This window comes from Pedobacter cryophilus (genome assembly GCF_005116455.1).
Lineage (GTDB): Bacteria > Bacteroidota > Bacteroidia > Sphingobacteriales > Sphingobacteriaceae > Pseudopedobacter > Pseudopedobacter cryophilum.
Map to the genome: position 1 here is coordinate 386,853 of NZ_SWBP01000004.1, position 16,245 is coordinate 403,097.

The 16,245-nt window shown below is 33.1% G+C and carries 16 protein-coding genes; 7 read left to right on the forward strand and 9 right to left on the reverse strand.

Features of this window, described 5'->3' with window-relative positions:
• Nucleotides 1-83: 83 nt before the first annotated feature.
• A complete protein-coding gene (locus FA046_RS13210) occupies nucleotides 84-1,544 on the forward strand; it encodes a L,D-transpeptidase family protein (RefSeq protein WP_136826986.1) in 1,461 nt (486 codons plus the stop codon).
• 15 nt (nucleotides 1,545-1,559) lie between these two features.
• On the opposite strand, the gene FA046_RS13215 is transcribed toward FA046_RS13210, so the two are convergent.
• The 3 genes from FA046_RS13215 to FA046_RS13225 are packed head-to-tail and all read right to left on the reverse strand — an operon-like array spanning nucleotide 1,560 to nucleotide 3,577.
• On the reverse strand, nucleotides 1,560-1,817 hold the full coding sequence (locus FA046_RS13215) for a SemiSWEET transporter (RefSeq protein WP_136826987.1): 258 nt from the start codon (nucleotides 1,815-1,817) through the stop codon (nucleotides 1,560-1,562).
• A 3-nt stretch (nucleotides 1,818-1,820) separates the two neighbouring features.
• On the reverse strand, nucleotides 1,821-2,903 hold the full coding sequence (locus tag FA046_RS13220; protein ID WP_136826988.1) for a putative type IX sorting system protein PorV2: 1,083 nt from the start codon (nucleotides 2,901-2,903) through the stop codon (nucleotides 1,821-1,823).
• Nucleotides 2,903-3,577 carry a hypothetical protein gene (locus tag FA046_RS13225; protein WP_136826989.1) on the reverse strand — a complete coding sequence of 225 codons (675 nt, stop codon included), beginning with the start codon at nucleotides 3,575-3,577 and terminating at the stop codon, nucleotides 2,903-2,905. The genes FA046_RS13220 and FA046_RS13225 overlap by 1 nt, the downstream gene beginning before the upstream one ends.
• Before the next feature lie 105 nt (nucleotides 3,578-3,682).
• Between FA046_RS13225 and tyrS the strand changes: the two genes are divergently transcribed.
• From tyrS to FA046_RS13240, 3 genes are read left to right on the forward strand one after another with little or no spacing between them, the layout of a single operon-like run.
• Entirely contained in the window at nucleotides 3,683-4,966 is a 1,284-nt protein-coding gene (gene tyrS, locus FA046_RS13230; protein ID WP_136826990.1) for a tyrosine--tRNA ligase, read from the forward strand.
• Nucleotides 4,967-5,014: 48 nt separating this feature from the next.
• On the forward strand, nucleotides 5,015-5,512 hold the full coding sequence (gene parS, locus FA046_RS13235; protein WP_136826991.1) for a type II RES/Xre toxin-antitoxin system antitoxin: 498 nt from the start codon (nucleotides 5,015-5,017) through the stop codon (nucleotides 5,510-5,512).
• A complete protein-coding gene (locus FA046_RS13240) occupies nucleotides 5,513-5,962 on the forward strand; it encodes an RES family NAD+ phosphorylase (protein WP_136826992.1) in 450 nt (149 codons plus the stop codon).
• Between the two features lie 233 nt (nucleotides 5,963-6,195).
• On the opposite strand, the gene FA046_RS13250 is transcribed toward FA046_RS13240, so the two are convergent.
• The 3 genes from FA046_RS13250 to FA046_RS13260 form a co-directional block, all read right to left on the reverse strand.
• Nucleotides 6,196-6,675, reverse strand: coding sequence for a hypothetical protein (locus FA046_RS13250; protein ID WP_136826994.1), 480 nt, complete (start codon nucleotides 6,673-6,675; stop codon nucleotides 6,196-6,198).
• Nucleotides 6,676-6,746: 71 nt separating this feature from the next.
• Complete coding sequence (locus FA046_RS13255) at nucleotides 6,747-7,412, reverse strand: hypothetical protein (protein ID WP_136826995.1); 666 nt, start codon at nucleotides 7,410-7,412, stop codon at nucleotides 6,747-6,749.
• Nucleotides 7,413-7,455: 43 nt separating this feature from the next.
• Nucleotides 7,456-8,439: an acyl transferase gene (locus tag FA046_RS13260; protein ID WP_136826996.1), complete on the reverse strand. Its 984-nt coding sequence runs from the start codon at nucleotides 8,437-8,439 to the stop codon at nucleotides 7,456-7,458.
• A gap of 521 nt (nucleotides 8,440-8,960) precedes the next feature.
• Here FA046_RS13260 and FA046_RS13265 point away from each other — a divergent pair.
• The 3 genes from FA046_RS13265 (at nucleotide 8,961) to FA046_RS13275 (ending at nucleotide 14,882) form a co-directional block, all read left to right on the forward strand.
• Nucleotides 8,961-11,420 (forward strand): glycoside hydrolase family 31 protein, encoded by a 2,460-nt coding sequence (locus FA046_RS13265; protein WP_136826997.1) that lies wholly within the window; start codon nucleotides 8,961-8,963, stop codon nucleotides 11,418-11,420.
• Between the two features lie 184 nt (nucleotides 11,421-11,604).
• Entirely contained in the window at nucleotides 11,605-13,647 is a 2,043-nt protein-coding gene (gene glgB / locus FA046_RS13270; protein ID WP_136826998.1) for a 1,4-alpha-glucan branching protein GlgB, read from the forward strand.
• A 185-nt stretch (nucleotides 13,648-13,832) separates the two neighbouring features.
• Entirely contained in the window at nucleotides 13,833-14,882 is a 1,050-nt protein-coding gene (locus tag FA046_RS13275) for a type VI secretion system contractile sheath domain-containing protein (protein ID WP_136826999.1), read from the forward strand.
• Between the two features lie 125 nt (nucleotides 14,883-15,007).
• Here FA046_RS13275 and FA046_RS13280 read toward each other — a convergent pair whose 3' ends face one another.
• From FA046_RS13280 to FA046_RS13290, 3 genes are all read right to left on the reverse strand, one after another.
• Nucleotides 15,008-15,388 carry a DUF2237 family protein gene (locus FA046_RS13280; RefSeq protein WP_136827000.1) on the reverse strand — a complete coding sequence of 127 codons (381 nt, stop codon included), beginning with the start codon at nucleotides 15,386-15,388 and terminating at the stop codon, nucleotides 15,008-15,010.
• Nucleotides 15,389-15,596: 208 nt separating this feature from the next.
• A complete protein-coding gene (locus FA046_RS13285) occupies nucleotides 15,597-15,938 on the reverse strand; it encodes a HepT-like ribonuclease domain-containing protein (RefSeq protein ID WP_136827001.1) in 342 nt (113 codons plus the stop codon).
• Entirely contained in the window at nucleotides 15,928-16,236 is a 309-nt protein-coding gene (locus tag FA046_RS13290; RefSeq protein ID WP_136827002.1) for a nucleotidyltransferase family protein, read from the reverse strand. The genes FA046_RS13285 and FA046_RS13290 overlap by 11 nt, the downstream gene beginning before the upstream one ends.
• Nucleotides 16,237-16,245 lie beyond the last annotated feature (9 nt).

The window sequence follows — 16,245 nt, forward strand, 5'->3', positions numbered from 1 at the left end:
TTATATGCTGTTAATCATGAATTATTAACATTTAATCTTAAAAGGCATGGCAATTGCAGAGTAGGAAATAAAATAATCATTATATGAAAATTAAACCACTATTAGTATTATTACTTATATCATCTCTTTTTGTAATGTCCTGTTCTAAGAACAAACATGAGGAGTTTGGAAAAGATTTAGCAAAAGCATTTAAAAGTAAGAAATACTTAAATTTTGACACGGCAGCATATTATCAGGTTTTTAAACAAGAAATGGTAAAGCTTAAGCCACAACTTCATGATCCAAAATGGATAAATAAAATTTATGATGCTGATGAAAAAGGATTAACCTTAATGGGTTTATTTTTAGTTAATGGCCAATTAGATACTTTAAGTCAGTATTTATTAAACGCAGAGTTTCATGGTTTAGATCCTAATTACTTTCATGCTAAAGAAATAGTTACGCTTTTAGATCAGATTAAGCAAACTAAATTTAAAAAAGTAGAAGAAAGTTATCCTTTATTGGCGCAATTAGAATTATTAAGTGCTGATGGATTAATAAACTACGCTAATATTTTGAAATATGGAGCAGTTAATCCAAAAACAATTTTTAGCACCTATTATGTTTCTATTAAAAGACCTGCAATTATTGATGCACAGCGTACATTAGAACAATTAAATTTAGGAAAGTTTTTGAGCGATTTACAGCCAGTAAATGGTTTTTATCAAAGGTTAATGAATTTGTTGATTAACGATAAAGCAAATGAAACTAGCAAATTAACAGCCGACGATAGAGAAAAAATTTATCTTTCTTTAGAACGATTGAGATGGCCAGTGCAAGAATATAAAGGGAAATATTTATTGGTTAATATTCCTGAGTTTTCTCTAAGATTAATAAATGATAACACTTCTATGCTGCAAATGAAAGTTTGTGTTGGAGAAGTAGGACATGAGACTCCTATTTTAAGCGGAACGGTTGATCGTATGCAGGTTAACCCAGTTTGGAACATTCCAGAAAGTATTGCTACTAATGAAATTCTAGATAGATTAAGAAGTGATGTTTCTTATTTAGAAGGAAATAATATGGTGGCTTACAAAGGTGGTGCTTTGGTAGATCCAGAATCTGTTGATTGGAATAGCGCCCAGGCTGGAGAGTATTCTTTCAAACAAAATCCCGGAGCTGATAATTCTTTAGGTCAAATTAAATTTATATTTAAAAACCCTTATGCTATTTATTTACATGATACACCTGCACAAGCCATGTTTAAACAAGATATGCGAGCAGTTAGTCATGGTTGTATAAGAGTGCAAGAACCTATGAAGTTAGCCTCTTTTTTAGTGGAGGATGAAAGTGAAACCAATAGAATTGTAAAAGAAACAGAAGCTGCATCTGCAGGAGGAGCAGCAGAATCTAGATGGGTGAAGGTTAAAAATCCTGTTCCAGTCTTTATTTCTTATTATACCGCTTGGACAGATGATGCAGGTAATTTAATATCATCTAAAGATGTTTATGGTTATGATAAAATGTTATTAGCAAAATTTAAAGGCTACATGGCCGCACTTTAAATTAAAAATAGGTGGTTAAGGGTATTTAATTTTAAAGTAAAGGATAATTCCCGCAAAAACTAAGGTTATTCCGTTGGCAATTATCATCGGAATATCTTGTTTAATGATGCCATAAACTAACCACAATAAGACTCCAGAAATAAACATGAGATACATCGAAAGCGAAATGCTTTTGGTGTCTTTTGTTTTAAAAATTTTTAATGCTTGAGGTATAAATGATGCGGTAGTGCCTATTGCTGCCAAAAAACCAATAGTACTGGTTAAATTATCCATTTTTTATTTTTTATCGAAATCTAAACGGATAGAAAAAACATTGCTGTAAAGCCCATCGCTTTGGTTACCTATATCAGTAAGGGCATAATCAATAGAAAAGTTTTTAATTTTAATACCTACACCTAAATTTGGCTGAAAAGCAAATTTTTGTGAACCGTTAAAATCAGTGGTTTTTTGGATATTATTTATGCCTGTTCTTAAGAAAATGATTTTTTTATAATCGGCTTCAAAGCCTACGGTAGGATCAACGCTTACCGGATCTGCCGACACTAAAACATTTCGTTTACCATCTGTAGTAAAGTTAAAATTAGCTTCGCTGGTTAATCCAAAATTTTCAGAAATTTTAGTGGAATAGGCAGCTCCTAAAACTATTCTAGGGAGTGTAGTTTCCGTTGAGTTTTCAGGAATATCATTTCCGGTTGCTGTATAAATGCTTGAGAATTTCTCAGGGTTATAGCTCCACGCATTAAAAGTGGTGGTAATATCCTTTCCAACTGCTGCAAATGTGAAACGATTGATTTTATATTGGGCTCCAACATCAATTCCAAAACCCCAGGATTTACCGTAATCACCCACTTTACGATGAATCACTTTTATGTTAGCGCCGTAACTCAGTCCATTTTCATTGGTATTTTTTCCTTTTGCATTTCTGGCATAGCTAAATAAGAAAGCGTAATCTGCTGCAGAAAATGATTTTACCCTATCATAATTAATATTACCGTCGGCGTCAATTAATTCAGAGGTATCAGGAATATCATCTACGCCAAACCTAATTAACGAAGCGCTAACTACCGCAGTATTATCGGCAACAAAAGTGGCAAAACCTGCGTAATCGTATTTAGCAATTCCGGCAAAATATTCAGAATGCATTAAACTGGCTTGGGTTTGTGATTTCATGTTCATTAAACCAGCAGGATTCCAATAGCCAGAAGTCACATCATTGGTTGATGAAATTACCGATCCTCCCATTGCAAAAGCTCTAGAACCTATTCCGATTTGTAAAAACTCGTTAGAATACTTTCTGGTTTGCGCAAAAAGAGCAATGGGGAAAAATAATAATAAAGTGAAGTAGTACTTTTTAAACATCAATTTAACTGGGCATCAATGGTTTCAAATATAAAAATAAATTCTTCTGAGAGGTCATCTTTGTAATTTAATAAACTTTTTGTTAAGGCTATTTCTTGCTCTTGTGTAAACGGATTCTCCCAAATTCGCATACATATTCTTTTTAAGGCGTAAGTAATTTTTTCTGTGTGAGCATAACTAAATAGGTATTCTTCCTTTTTAAAAATATTAAAAAAATGTAGAAACTGGTTAATATCCGGTATTTGGCAAAGCTTTAAAAATGATATGATTTCAGTAATATCAACTTGGTTTAAGTGCGAATAAAAAGATTTAACATTTATAAGTTCTTTGGTGATTAACAAACTGTCTAACATTAATTCTAAACTCACATGCCCTAAAAAGAAAGGTTTAACAGGCGAGCCAATCAAACTGTCTTTTAAACAAAGCTTAATCTGATGTTGATGATGTTTAAAAAAATCAGAGTTATGAAATAAGTTATCTACCTCTAAATGCTTTTTCCAACCTGTTAATAAAGCGGTATGAATAGGGTTATCTTTAAAAAGCTCTTGATGTTTTTCGGGATGGGGTGTCCAAGTTTTATTCGCATTTTTCAACAAATCAGGCAAAACCGCACCTAATACTTCATAAGCATTGGCGTTGTTCCTGTCGAAGTGAAAATGTGATAAAAAATTCATTTGTTATTTCCCTTTACGGTTGATGATTTTAAATGATACAATTTCTAACGAAATCATATATTTGCCCTTTTCCAAGATAATAACAATTTTTAAATAAATAAACACATGAATTTTGTAGAAGAACTACGTTGGCGAGGATTATTACATGACATTATGCCGGGTACCGAAGAGGAATTGGCTAAAGGAATGGCTAGTGGCTATATAGGTTTTGATCCAACTGCAGATTCACTTCATGTGGGTAGTTTGTTACAAATCATGACATTGGTGCGTTTTCAACAAGCTGGGCATAAGCCTTTTGCTTTAGTTGGAGGCGCAACGGGTATGGTTGGCGATCCATCAGGGAAATCTCAAGAAAGAAATTTATTATCAGAAGAAATTCTGAATCATAATTTAAATGGAATTCAGAAACAATTAGAACGTTTTTTAGATTTTGATTGCGGAGCTAACAGCGCAGAGATTGTTAATAATTACGATTGGTTTAAAAGCTTTACTTTTTTAGACTTTATTAGGGATGTTGGAAAGCACATCACTGTAAATTATATGATGGCTAAAGATTCGGTTAAGAAAAGGCTAGAAAGTGAAGTGGGGATGTCTTTTACCGAGTTTAGTTACCAATTGGTACAAGGCTATGATTTTTATTATTTGTGGAAGCATAAAAATTGTGTGCTGCAAATGGGTGGTTCAGATCAGTGGGGAAATATTGTAACCGGAACTGAATTTATTAGAAGAAAAGATGGCGGACAAGCTTTTGCCTTAACTTCGCCATTAATTAAAAAATCTGACGGCACTAAATTTGGTAAAACTGAAGGTGGAAACGTTTGGTTAGACCCAAAGAAAACTAGTCCGTACCAGTTCTATCAGTTTTGGTTAAATTCATCTGATGATGATGCTGCTAATTATATTAAGATATTTACTTTTTTAAACGAGGATGAAATCAATAAAATAATTGCTGAACATGCAGCAGCACCACATTTAAGAGTTTTACAAAAAGCATTAGCTAAAGATATTACCGAAAGGGTACATGGTTTTGACGCTTTAGAAACAGCTTTAAAAACCACCGATTTCTTATTTGGAAATGGTTCTTTAGAATTTTTAAATTCTTTAGATGATGAAGGTGTTTTGCAGGTTTTTGAAGGAATTACTCAATTTGAGATTTCAAAAGAAGAATTTAGTGCGGGTTATGATGTGTTGACTTTGTTAGCCGATAAAACAGCTGTATTTCCATCAAAAGGAGAGGCTAAAAAGATGATTGTTGGGGGAGGTGTTTCTGTTAATCGTGAAAAAGTGCCTGCTCCAGAGAAAGTTTTTATGACTTCTGATTTAATAAACGAAAAGTTTTTAGTGGTACAAAAAGGGAAGAAGAATTACTTTTTGGTGATAGTAAAATAAAGTTTAAAATATTTTAGTTTACGACAAAAATGTAATATATTTGGATATATGTCTGATAATAGCCAAAAATTAAATGAACCTTTTGCAGAATACGCTACCGCATTAAATGATTCAACTTATCATTTGGTTGCTTTTTTTGGTGGTATTGGTGCTTTAAAATTAAATTCTAACGTACTTTCTGATTTTGATATTTTAGAATTAACCAGGCGTGGCATTCCAAAAAAGGCGATGCTTAGCTTGGTGAATAAAATCTCTTTAACCCTACAGGAGTTTTCTAATATTATGCATATTTCTGAGCGTACATTTCAACGTTTTCAAGATGATAGCTTAATAAAAACAGAATATGCAGAAAAAGCGGTAGAATTAGCTCGTTTGTATGCCCGTGGCGAAGAAGTTTTTGGTTCTTTAGATAAATTTAAACGTTGGATGAAAACACCGTCTCACGTATTTAAAGATCAAACACCTTTTGATTTATTAGATTCTTCTATAGGTTTTGATTTGGTTTTAAAGGAAATTGGTAGGATAGAATACGGCATATTTTCTTAGATGGAGCTTTACAGATTAGGCTCTTGCAAGTTTTCTGCTGATACTTCTGGCGAAGGTTCGAGGTTATATGGAGGAAGATGGAATACCATTGGCGTTCCTGCTGTTTATTTTGCAAGTTCAAGAGCATTGGCTGTTTTAGAAGTGCTGGTTCATTTACCGCCAGCTTTGTTACCGAGTGATTTTTGCATGGCCATTTTAAAATTAGAAACAATCGCTTTTGAAATTACCGAAAACCAATTGCCAACAGGCTGGAATACTTTTCCGTTTTTAAAGCAAGTACAATTAATTGGGAATTCTTTCTTTAAAGAAGGCAAACACCTTTTGTTAAAAGTGCCTTCCGCGGTTGTAAGTGGGGAGTTTAATTATATTATGAATCCTAAACATAAACAAGCAAAAGATATAGTTTTTATAAAGAATGAACCTTTTTCTTTTGATAGTAGGTTATTTTAAGGTTTATTTTTTATAGGGTGTTCTAAATCAAAAAGTGTTTAAATTATTTGTCAGTTCTATTTTCTCTTACGTATTTTTCAATAAAAGCTATTACTGCTGAAACATGATGTAACTCTTCAATATTTGGGAAGGTTTTATGGAATTCTTGTGGACAATAATAATTAAAATATCTTTTTTTATCTGGTTTAAGAAGTTCAAAATTATAAATCCTCCCATCAAAAACTTCTATTCTTTTACCCCCCTGAGTATTCCGGATTTTCATAATCAACATAGTAATTAATAAATCTATGTGAGATGAGTTCTGCTGATGGTATTTGATTAACATAATGCTGATCATGAATGTGCTGCCATAGCTTATTCATATCAGCAGTTTTTAGTGGAATTTCTTTTAACTTAAAATCTTTTTTTATATTAAAATCCCAATCAAAATATTTTGCATTCCATTTATAATCTTTTAAAGTCAAAATAAAGACTTTACTGTAATTGTCAAGACCTCCTCTTTCCCAAATACGCAATTCAAATTCATAGTTCTTTTCTAGTTTAAAAATCGAATCTAAATCATTATCAAGTTTGTGTATTGGATTTTTGATGTTTTTATTTTCATTAAAATCAATTTTATAATGAGCATAGCTATTCTCAAAAGTTTTATTTTGAGCTAATACAATATTAGAATAAGCGAAAAAGGTAATAAGCAGAAGATAAGCATTTTTCATATTATGGTTTGCCTGTTTAAGATGTTTTATGGTTATATAGTTTTTCTGTTTATTGTGAGAAAAGGCACAAATTATTTTATCGTATTATTTTCTACATATTTTTCAACTATAGATATAATTGATGAAACATGTAATAATGGCTCAACATTTGAAAATGTTTTAAATAAAGCTTGCGGCGAATTAAACTCTAGAAACTTTTTTTTATCAGGCATTAATAATTCAAAGTTAATTATTGGTCCATGGAGTGGTTGAATATGTGAAATACTATAGAACTCGGGGTTTTTAGAATTAATCATATAGTTTTTAAGTAAATGAGCAAAAGATTCTTGGATTGGTATCTGAGTTAATTCATGCCTATAACCAACCTGATTCCACAACAATTTTAAATCTCCTTCATTTAATAAAACTTCTTTTAGTTTAAATTCATCCTTAATCTCCCAATTCCAATCAAAATATTTTGCACTCCATTTATGATTTTTAAGAGTCATTATAAAAACTCTTTTTATCTCTGGGATGCCACCACGAGTCCATAATCTAAATTCAAATTCAAAGTTTTTATCAATCTTATAAATTGAATCTAATTTATTATCATCAAATTGATTTGGATTGGTTGAATTTTTACTTTCATTAAAGTCAATTTTATAATGAGCGTAGCTATTCTCAAAAGCTTTATTTTGAGCATTTAGGTTTTGATAACAAATTGAGAATAAAAATATCAGTAAGTAGGTGTTTTTCATAGAAATTAATTTACCTAAATATAGAGAAAATTAGAAACAGAATCTACCCCACCATCAAATTACAACCTCTAACATCGCTTTGATCAAACCTGCCTAAAACTTCAAAGGATCCATCGGGATAAATTTTCCCTAAATCTTGTGTGGCTATAAAAGAACAAGAGTTAATATTTGCTAAATCAATTACGTTAATTCCGCCAGTTTTTTCGCCTTCTAATAATGATAAAGGATCATTGGTATCTCTAATTAAAACCTTCATCCAAGGCACACAATTAAAAATTCCATCGCCCAAAGAATATGCCTGAGATAGTAATTCTGTCATTCCATATTCAGAGTGTATATGTTCTATTCCAAAGCCATTACAAAGAACCTGATGAAGTTCTTCCCTAATCATTTCTTTGCGTTTACCTTTCATTCCGCCAGTTTCCATCACCACCAGATTAGGGAAATTGAGACTGTAATTTTCAATAAAATCTAGCAAAGCGTAGGTTACACCAATGAGTACCGTTTTTTGGTTTGTTTGTTTAAGAAACAATAAGGTCTCATATAATTCTTGGTGATTGTACAAAAAGAAGCCGCTTTTTGGATGGTTTGATTTTTCTATCAAATCTTTCACCATATAAATCAAAGACGAACCTTCTCTTTCTAAATAATTAGGCAATAATGCCAAAAAGCAAGTTTCGTTAACTTGTCCGTAAAATTTTTCGAAACCTTTTAAATAGCTTTTTTCATAAAGATTAACCTCTTTCACAAAATGCTGGCTGGTTTGCGTTCCTGTAGTGCCCGAGCTGGTAAATATGACTTCGGCGAAAGCCTGATGCTCAATAATTTTATGATTTTTAAAAAACTCAATAGGTAAAAAAGGAATTTGGGTATAATGAAGAATCTCCTCAGGCTTTAGGCCTAAATTTAAAACAAACTCTCGGTAAACCTCAATTTCTTGGCTTTGCTTCTTAAAAACAGACAAGCAAGTGGTATTAAATTCTTGCTCATTACTGATATTGAAAATGTTAGCGGCTTCCTTTTCCATTTATTTTTCAAAGATAAAGAATTAGGCTTTTGCATTACAAATAAGATGTTTTTTTGATGCTTTAATTGCTTGGAAATAGGATAAATATGCCCGAGCGGAAAGTCAAGCAACCTAAATCTCTAATGGTATGATGAGAAGATTGCTTTATACTGGTGATTTTAAATAGCTTTTTTGCTTAGTAATTTAAGCATTAACACTAAACTGGTAATTTCATAGCAGGGTTAAAACAGCTTTAGATGAGGTTTTTAAAAGTTTAACTTATAAAAAACCAAGGTATAGGTTATTACAAGGTAAATGATTGATATTGTAACAAAGGAAGATGTGAGAAATCTCAAAAGACGGTTTTTGTATGATTTTAGTAGGATTTTTAACGCTTATTGTAAAAGATGAAGCAAACAAAAATGGACGGCTTCTATTAAATATCAGTTAATTGTTAATAAATCAGTTCAATGTGGTTAATTAATTTTTCCTATATTAAATGATAATAGGGATATTAGCAAAGAATTAAGTTCAAATTATTCATGAAAGAAGATAAAGAAGAAGAAAATATAGATATTACATTAGAACAATTAGAGGGAACAGAAATACAGCATGTAAATAATCCAATAGTTGGACTAAAACCCATTGAAAAGAGATTTTTAGGGGCAGTTAAAGAAGTTAAACAACATAATAACAAGTATATTTTTTCTGATGGATCTGCGTCGGTAGAAATTATGGTGGTTAGCGATGAAATTATCAAGGTTAGATTAGCTCCGCATAGTGTCTTTTTAGATGAATTCTCCTACGCGGTACCGGCATTAGATCAAAAGGTTGCTGTTTTTACTTTTTCTGAAGACGACACCCACTACACTGTCTCCACCAACACGGTTTCTTGTTTGGTAAATAAAGAAAACTTTCATATTTCTTTTGCCGATATCAATAGCAAACTCATTAATGAAGATTATTTGGCCATGCACTGGGAAGAGAATGTTCAGTTTGGTGGTTATTACGTTTATTGCACCAAAAAGAGCTATCCCGAAGAAGCATTTTATGGTTTAGGAGATAAGCCTACAGATCTTAATTTAAGAGGGAAAAGGTTGCAGAATTGGAATACAGATACCTATTCATTCGCCAAGCATCAAGATCCATTATATCGTAGTATTCCGTTTTATATTAGTTTACACGAAGGAGTTGCCCATGGAATTTTTATGGATAACACTTTTAAAACTCATTTTGATTTTGCACATGAAGATGCTGGTAAAACCAGTTTTTGGGCAGATGGAGGCGAGCTGCAATACTATTATATTCATGGTCCGCATATGATGGATGTGGTAAAACGCTACCATACCTTAACCGGAACACATAAATTACCACCGCTTTGGGCTTTAGGTTATCACCAGTGCAGATGGAGTTACTATCCAGAATCTAAGCTTCATGATTTAGCAAAAAACTTCAGATCAAGAAAAATTCCTTGCGATGCTTTGTATTTGGATATAGATTACATGGATGGCTACAGATGCTTTACATGGAATAAAAAATACTTCCCAAACCCTAAAAAGATGATCAAAGAATTATCTGATGACGGTTTTAAAACGGTTGTAATTATTGATCCGGGAATTAAAGTAGATGATAATTATTGGGTTTTTAAAGAAGGTAAAGAAAATAAATATTTTTGCCGCAGAAGCGATGATTACTTTATGGAAGGCCATGTTTGGCCAGGCAGATGTCAGTTTCCTGATTTCACAAACCCAGAGGTAAGACAATGGTGGGGCGGTTTGTTTAAAGAATTGGTTGACATTGGCGTTGCCGGTGTTTGGAATGATATGAATGAGCCTGCTGTTTTTGGTTCTGGCACCTTTCCAGATGATGTTCGTCACCAATATGATGGTCATAGAGGTTCGCACCGTAAAGCCCATAATGTTTATGGAATGCAAATGGTAAGAGCAACTTATGACGGTTTAAAAAAACTCCAAAAAAGCAAAAGACCATTTACCATTACCAGAGCAGGCTATGCAGGCGTACAACGTTATAGCAGCGTTTGGACAGGTGATAACGTAGCAAGTTGGGAACATTTAAAACTTGGAAGCTTACAAATGCAACGTTTGTCAATGTCGGGAGTGCCGTTTGCAGGTACAGATATAGGCGGGTTTAGTGGTGAGCCAACTGGCGAATTATTTACCAGATGGATTCAATTAGGTGTTTTTTCTCCTTTTATGAGAGCGCACTCTGCCGGTGATACCGCCGAACGTGAGCCTTGGAGTTTTGGAACCGCATTAGAAGATATCAACCGTAAATTTATTGAGTTACGATACAAATTGCTGCCTTACATCTATTCGGCATTTTGGGAACATCATCGTTATGGTTTTCCAATTCTACGCCCAATAGTGATGTTAGAACAAGAAAACAAAACCAATAAATACAGAGAAGACGAGTTTACTTTTGGAGATAAAATTTTAGTTTGCCCTGTTTTAGAAGAAGGTGCAACCTCCAGAAAAGTATATTTACCGGTAGGTAATTGGTACGATTATTTTTCACATCAAGCGTTAGCCGGAGGAGAAGAACACCAAGTAGCGGCTCCTTTAGATACCATGCCTATTTTTGTGAAGGCAGGATCTGTGATACCAGAATATCCGGTAATGCAACATACCAATGAGTTTGAAATTGAAGAATTAATGTTTCAAATTTATTTTTCAGATTACGAAGTAAATTCGTTCTATTTTGAAGATCACGGAGATACTTTTGCTTATGAGCAAGATATTTACCTAGAGAAAAAGTTTGTAGTAAACGGAGACCTAAAAAGCATGACCATTAAGCAATCTGTTGAAGGCTTGTTTACACCGAGATACGAGACCTATGATCTTAAAATTATAGGCTTACCTTTCTTACCTACAAAAGTTTTAATTGATGGAAAAGAATATCTGGGAGAACTTAAATTTGATGAACTCAAAAGAGTTAGAGTGAAAGCGTCAAAGCATTTTAGGCAAATTGTCATCACCAAATAAAATTAAAAACCCGGCAATTAACCGGGTTTTTTTATGAAATCAGAAATTTAATTTTTTTGAAATTAATAAAAATCAGGATGTTTTTCTAAATTGAAGTTTATATGTAAATTGGGTTGCTTAACAAGCTCAATCAATTAAACCAATTAAACCAAATTTTTCCTTACAACCTAAGATAAATCATTCCATGGCTAAAAAAATAAAAGAACCTGAACCAGAGTCATCTGTAAAAGAGAAGAAAGTAGCTGTTAAAAAAGTAGCTGTTAAAAAAACAGTAACTAAAAAGAAAGAAACCGAGGTACCGCAGATAGTAGCAAATAAAATATATCCTTCGGTATTACTTTATTCTAGATTTTCTGAGTTTGATATTTCTCTTTTTAAAGCGGGTAAACATTATAAATTACATGAAAAATTTGGTGCTCATGTCATCAATCACGAAGGCGTAATAGGTACTTATTTTGCTGTTTGGGCTCCTAACGCTCATTATGTTTCGGTAATAGGTAATTTTAATTATTGGGATAAAGGCACACATGAACTTTTTGTAAGGTGGGATCATTCTGGTATTTGGGAAGGTTTTATTCCGCATGTAGGTAATGGCGAAGCTTATAAATATTTTATAGAGTCTAATACTGGTGAAAAGCTAGAAAAAGCAGATCCATTTGCTTTAAGATCTGAAGAGCCACCACGTACCGCTTCTATAGTTTGGGACACTTGGTACGAGTGGAAAGATAGTCCTTGGATGGAAAAACGCCATCTTAAAAATGCCTTAAACAAGCCCATGTCTGTTTACGAGGTCCATTTTGGCTCTTGGGCTCGTGGTTTAGAATCTCCAGATCAATTTCTTTCTTACAGAGATATGGCACATAAATTAGTGCCTTATGTTAAAGAAATGGGCTTTACTCATGTAGAGTTTATGCCCCTAATGGAGCACCCTTTTTATCCAAGTTGGGGTTATCAAATTACCGGTTTTTTTGCCGCTACTTGTCGTTTTGGTACCCCACAAGACCTCATGTATTTGATAGAACAATTTCATGAAAACGGTATTGGCGTATTATTAGATTGGGTTCCGTCACATTTCCCAGGAGATGCACATGGCCTTTATAATTTTGATGGCTCTCATTTGTACGAACATGCAGATATGCGTAAAGGCTTTCATCCAGACTGGAAATCTTATATTTTTAACTATGGCAGAAATGAAGTAAAAGCATTTTTAATTTCTAATGCTATATTTTGGTTAGAACGCTTTCACATAGATGGTTTAAGGGTAGATGCTGTAGCGTCTATGCTTTATTTAGATTATTCGAGAGAAGAAGGAGAGTGGGTGCCTAATGATTTTGGAGGTCGAGAAAATTTAGAGGCTATTGCTTTTCTAAAAGAGTTTAATGAAGCCGTTTATGTGAACTTTCCAGATGTGCAAACCATTGCCGAGGAATCTACATCTTTTTCTGGCGTAAGTCATCCTACTTATACAGGAGGTTTAGGTTTTGGTCAAAAATGGATGATGGGTTGGATGAATGATACCCTTCGTTATTTCCAAAAAGACCCTATCTACAGAAAAAATCATCATTCTGAGGTTACTTTTAGCACCATTTACGCATTTACAGAGAATTTTATGTTACCGCTTTCGCATGATGAAGTGGTACATGGAAAAAAATCTCTGATCTATAAAATGCCCGGAGACGAATGGCAACAATTTGCTAATTTAAGATTGTTATATAGTTACATGTGGACTCATCCTGGCACTAAATTGCTATTTATGGGTAGTGAGTTTGCGCAAACCAAGGAGTGGGATCCTCAACATTCATTAGATTGGCATTTGTTAGAATACGCCCCGCATCAAGGGATTAAAAAAACAGTAATGGCGCTTAATAAATTATATAAAGAAGAGCCAGCCATGTACGAGCGTAGTTTTGATGGAAACGGTTTTGAATGGATAGTAAATGACGATGCAGATAATTCTGTATTGGTTTACGCCCGTAAAGGCTTAAACCCAAAAGACGATTTAATTATTGCCCTAAATTTAACGCCAGTACCTCGTTTAAATTACCGTTTTGGCGTTACCCGCTCTGGTAATTGGAAAGAGATATTTAATTCAGACGAGCTACAATATTGGGGTAGTGGAATGAAAAATAATGATCAGGAAAGTGAAGCTAAAGGTAGCCATTGGAAGGCCAACTCTATAGAAGTTAACGTTCCGCCTTTAGGAATGGTAGTTTTTAAAGCAGTATAATAATTTAATTTTTTTGAAAAGCAGGGTTAGTACAAATTAAAAGTGCTAATCCTGCTTTTTGTTTATAGCCCACGGTTTAAACCGTGGGCTATAAAAATTATCATATTTTGGAAACCATTTTAATGGTTTTTTAAAAAGTATACTCGTAAATTAACCATTCATAAAATAATTTATCTTCAAACAAAATGAAAGTAGACATTGTCAACAGTAACCCATCTAAAAAACAGCCACGGGCTGTTATTACTTATGATGTTTATACTAATGGCAATATTATAAAGCAAGAATTACCATTTATTGTAGGCGTTTTGGCAGATCTTAGTGGCGAAGAAAACTTAGAAATTGCTTTTCCAGCGTATAAAAAAAACAGTTTTATTGAGATAAATAGTGCTAATTTTAAAGAAGTAATGGGTTTGATAAACCCAAAAATAAATTTTGAAACTATCAGCAGTTTATCGGCAAATACTTATTTAACAAGTGTAGTGTCTTCTTGGTATGGCTTGTATAATCTGGTATCAAATATAGCCGCTCATGATAATTTAAAATTGCGGGTATTAAATGTGAGTAAGAAAACTTTGCAAAATGATTTTGAAAAGGAATCAGAAACTGATCAAAGTATTTTATTTAAAAAAATATACGAAGCAGCATACGGTACGTATAGCGGTGATGGATATAGTTTACTGATAGGCGATTATGGCTTTGAAGAAAATGCTGTTGATAACCATCTTTTGGAAAAACTCAATCAACTGGGCACAATTTTACATGCACCATTCATAAGTAATAATGAAGAATTCTTATCTGATTTAGTCCCATTTAAAAACCAACCTCACAGAGATAGCAGAATTAGCGATATTTACTACCTAACAGAAAGTATTTGTAGCGCTTTCGCAATATATAGCTGGCCAGTAATCTCCAGCCATAAATTATCTTACCTTTTGGTAGCAAATAGATTTGCTCAATACATCAAAGTAATAATAAAAAATAAAATAGGATCTTTTCTTACCCGCTCAAATATAGAGGACTACTTAAATACTTGGTTGTCTAATTATGTTTTGTTAGATGATCATGCGCCAGAAAATGCTAATGCTTTATTTCCTTTAAGAGAAGCAAGTATAATTGTTAGTGATATTCCCGAAAAACCTGGAGAATACAAAGCCACTCTATTTATAAAATCACATTTCAAATTAGCAGAACTTACTCAAGCTATTAGGTTAGAAATTTTATTGCCAAGTGCTTAATTGTCTGAAAGTTGGATTTTATACCATAGCCTTCGGTTTAAACCGAGGGCTATAAAAATATGCTGTTTTGGAAACCGTTTTAACGGTTTAAATTTTTATACAATTTGCTTTAAAATAACTAGTTTTTATACTTTAAACTCATGGGCTTTTAATTCTTCTAAAGTGGCGTAAAGCAAAGCTTTTTCATGGGTAGCCTCTAAAATAACGGGTGGGGCAAAGCCGGCATCAAAAGCTTCTTTCCATCTAGCGGCGCATAAACACCACCTATCGCCAGCTTTTAAACTAGGAAATCTACCTGCCGGGTAAGCACTAATTAAATCATTTCCCATGGCTAAGGTAAAAGCTAAAAAAGCATCGGTAACTACTGCGGCCACCACATGTTTGCCGCTATCTTGCGGACCAGTACAGCAAAAACCATCTCTAAAAAAGCCAGTTAATGGGTTAGTACCCGCTATTTGTAAAGGTGTACCTAAAACGTTTTTATCAATTGGGTGGGTTGGGTTCATGTTTAATAGTTATGCATCTACAACTGTTTACATTGCAATATGTTCTTTAAGGACCTAGAATTGAGCAGGAATTTCATAATAATAGCCCACGGTTTAAACCGTGGGCTATATAAATATTGGGTTTTAGAAACCGTTTTAACGGTTTAGAAATCTTTTAAATCAGAAATAGAGTTTGAATGATATAATTAATAAGTCTGGAGAATCTTGCCTATTTGTTGCTTTTAATGATTTCTATTTCCTTTGCTAAAACAGGAATATTATTCTGAATAATTCCCCAAATCATTTCTGGCTCAACGGAATCGTATGCATGTGAAATAATATTTCGTAGTCCAATAATGTTTTTTGCTGATGAAATTTTAAGGTCAGCATCAATTTCAATCATCTTTCTGATAGCTTCACCAATGATTTCTAAATCTCTTTCTATTGCTCTTTGTAAAATAATGTCGGATTGGAAAGAATGGAAGTTATTATTGGTTTTAGCTTTTATAGTTTCAATTTCTTGAATGATACTTTGAATATCAAGAATATACTTTAATATTTTAGGCTGCATATAAATCTACCTTTGAGCGGTCTATTTCTTCAATCAAGACAGGGTTTTTGAGTGATTTTCTTGAAACTAAATCAATTTTTTTGCCCATTAATTTTTCTAGCTTTTCTAACAATGAAAAGTAATTGTCTGCATAATCTAGTACTTCAATTTTATCAGAAAACTGAACCAAAAAATCAATGTCGCTATTTTCATGCATCGTATCTTTGGCTGTAGATCCAAACAAAGCAATAGACTTTACCTGATGCACTTTACAAAGTACAATAATATCATTGAGCTTATCTTCAATTAACTTCATCATTTCTACTCA

Coding starts and splice junctions, on each gene's coding strand:
- FA046_RS13255 (WP_136826995.1), bottom strand. CDS start 7,412: ATGAAAAACACCTACTTACTGATATTTTTATTCTCAATTTGTTATCAA.
- FA046_RS13275 (WP_136826999.1), top strand. CDS start 13,833: ATGAAAGTAGACATTGTCAACAGTAACCCATCTAAAAAACAGCCACGG.
- FA046_RS13265 (WP_136826997.1), top strand. CDS start 8,961: ATGAAAGAAGATAAAGAAGAAGAAAATATAGATATTACATTAGAACAA.
- FA046_RS13285 (WP_136827001.1), bottom strand. CDS start 15,938: ATGCAGCCTAAAATATTAAAGTATATTCTTGATATTCAAAGTATCATT.
- FA046_RS13250 (WP_136826994.1), bottom strand. CDS start 6,675: ATGAAAAATGCTTATCTTCTGCTTATTACCTTTTTCGCTTATTCTAAT.
- FA046_RS13210 (WP_136826986.1), top strand. CDS start 84: ATGAAAATTAAACCACTATTAGTATTATTACTTATATCATCTCTTTTT.
- tyrS (WP_136826990.1), top strand. CDS start 3,683: ATGAATTTTGTAGAAGAACTACGTTGGCGAGGATTATTACATGACATT.
- FA046_RS13225 (WP_136826989.1), bottom strand. CDS start 3,577: ATGAATTTTTTATCACATTTTCACTTCGACAGGAACAACGCCAATGCT.
- FA046_RS13240 (WP_136826992.1), top strand. CDS start 5,513: ATGGAGCTTTACAGATTAGGCTCTTGCAAGTTTTCTGCTGATACTTCT.
- FA046_RS13290 (WP_136827002.1), bottom strand. CDS start 16,236: ATGATGAAGTTAATTGAAGATAAGCTCAATGATATTATTGTACTTTGT.
- FA046_RS13280 (WP_136827000.1), bottom strand. CDS start 15,388: ATGAACCCAACCCACCCAATTGATAAAAACGTTTTAGGTACACCTTTA.
- glgB (WP_136826998.1), top strand. CDS start 11,605: ATGGCTAAAAAAATAAAAGAACCTGAACCAGAGTCATCTGTAAAAGAG.
- FA046_RS13220 (WP_136826988.1), bottom strand. CDS start 2,903: ATGTTTAAAAAGTACTACTTCACTTTATTATTATTTTTCCCCATTGCT.
- parS (WP_136826991.1), top strand. CDS start 5,015: ATGTCTGATAATAGCCAAAAATTAAATGAACCTTTTGCAGAATACGCT.
- FA046_RS13260 (WP_136826996.1), bottom strand. CDS start 8,439: ATGGAAAAGGAAGCCGCTAACATTTTCAATATCAGTAATGAGCAAGAA.
- FA046_RS13215 (WP_136826987.1), bottom strand. CDS start 1,817: ATGGATAATTTAACCAGTACTATTGGTTTTTTGGCAGCAATAGGCACT.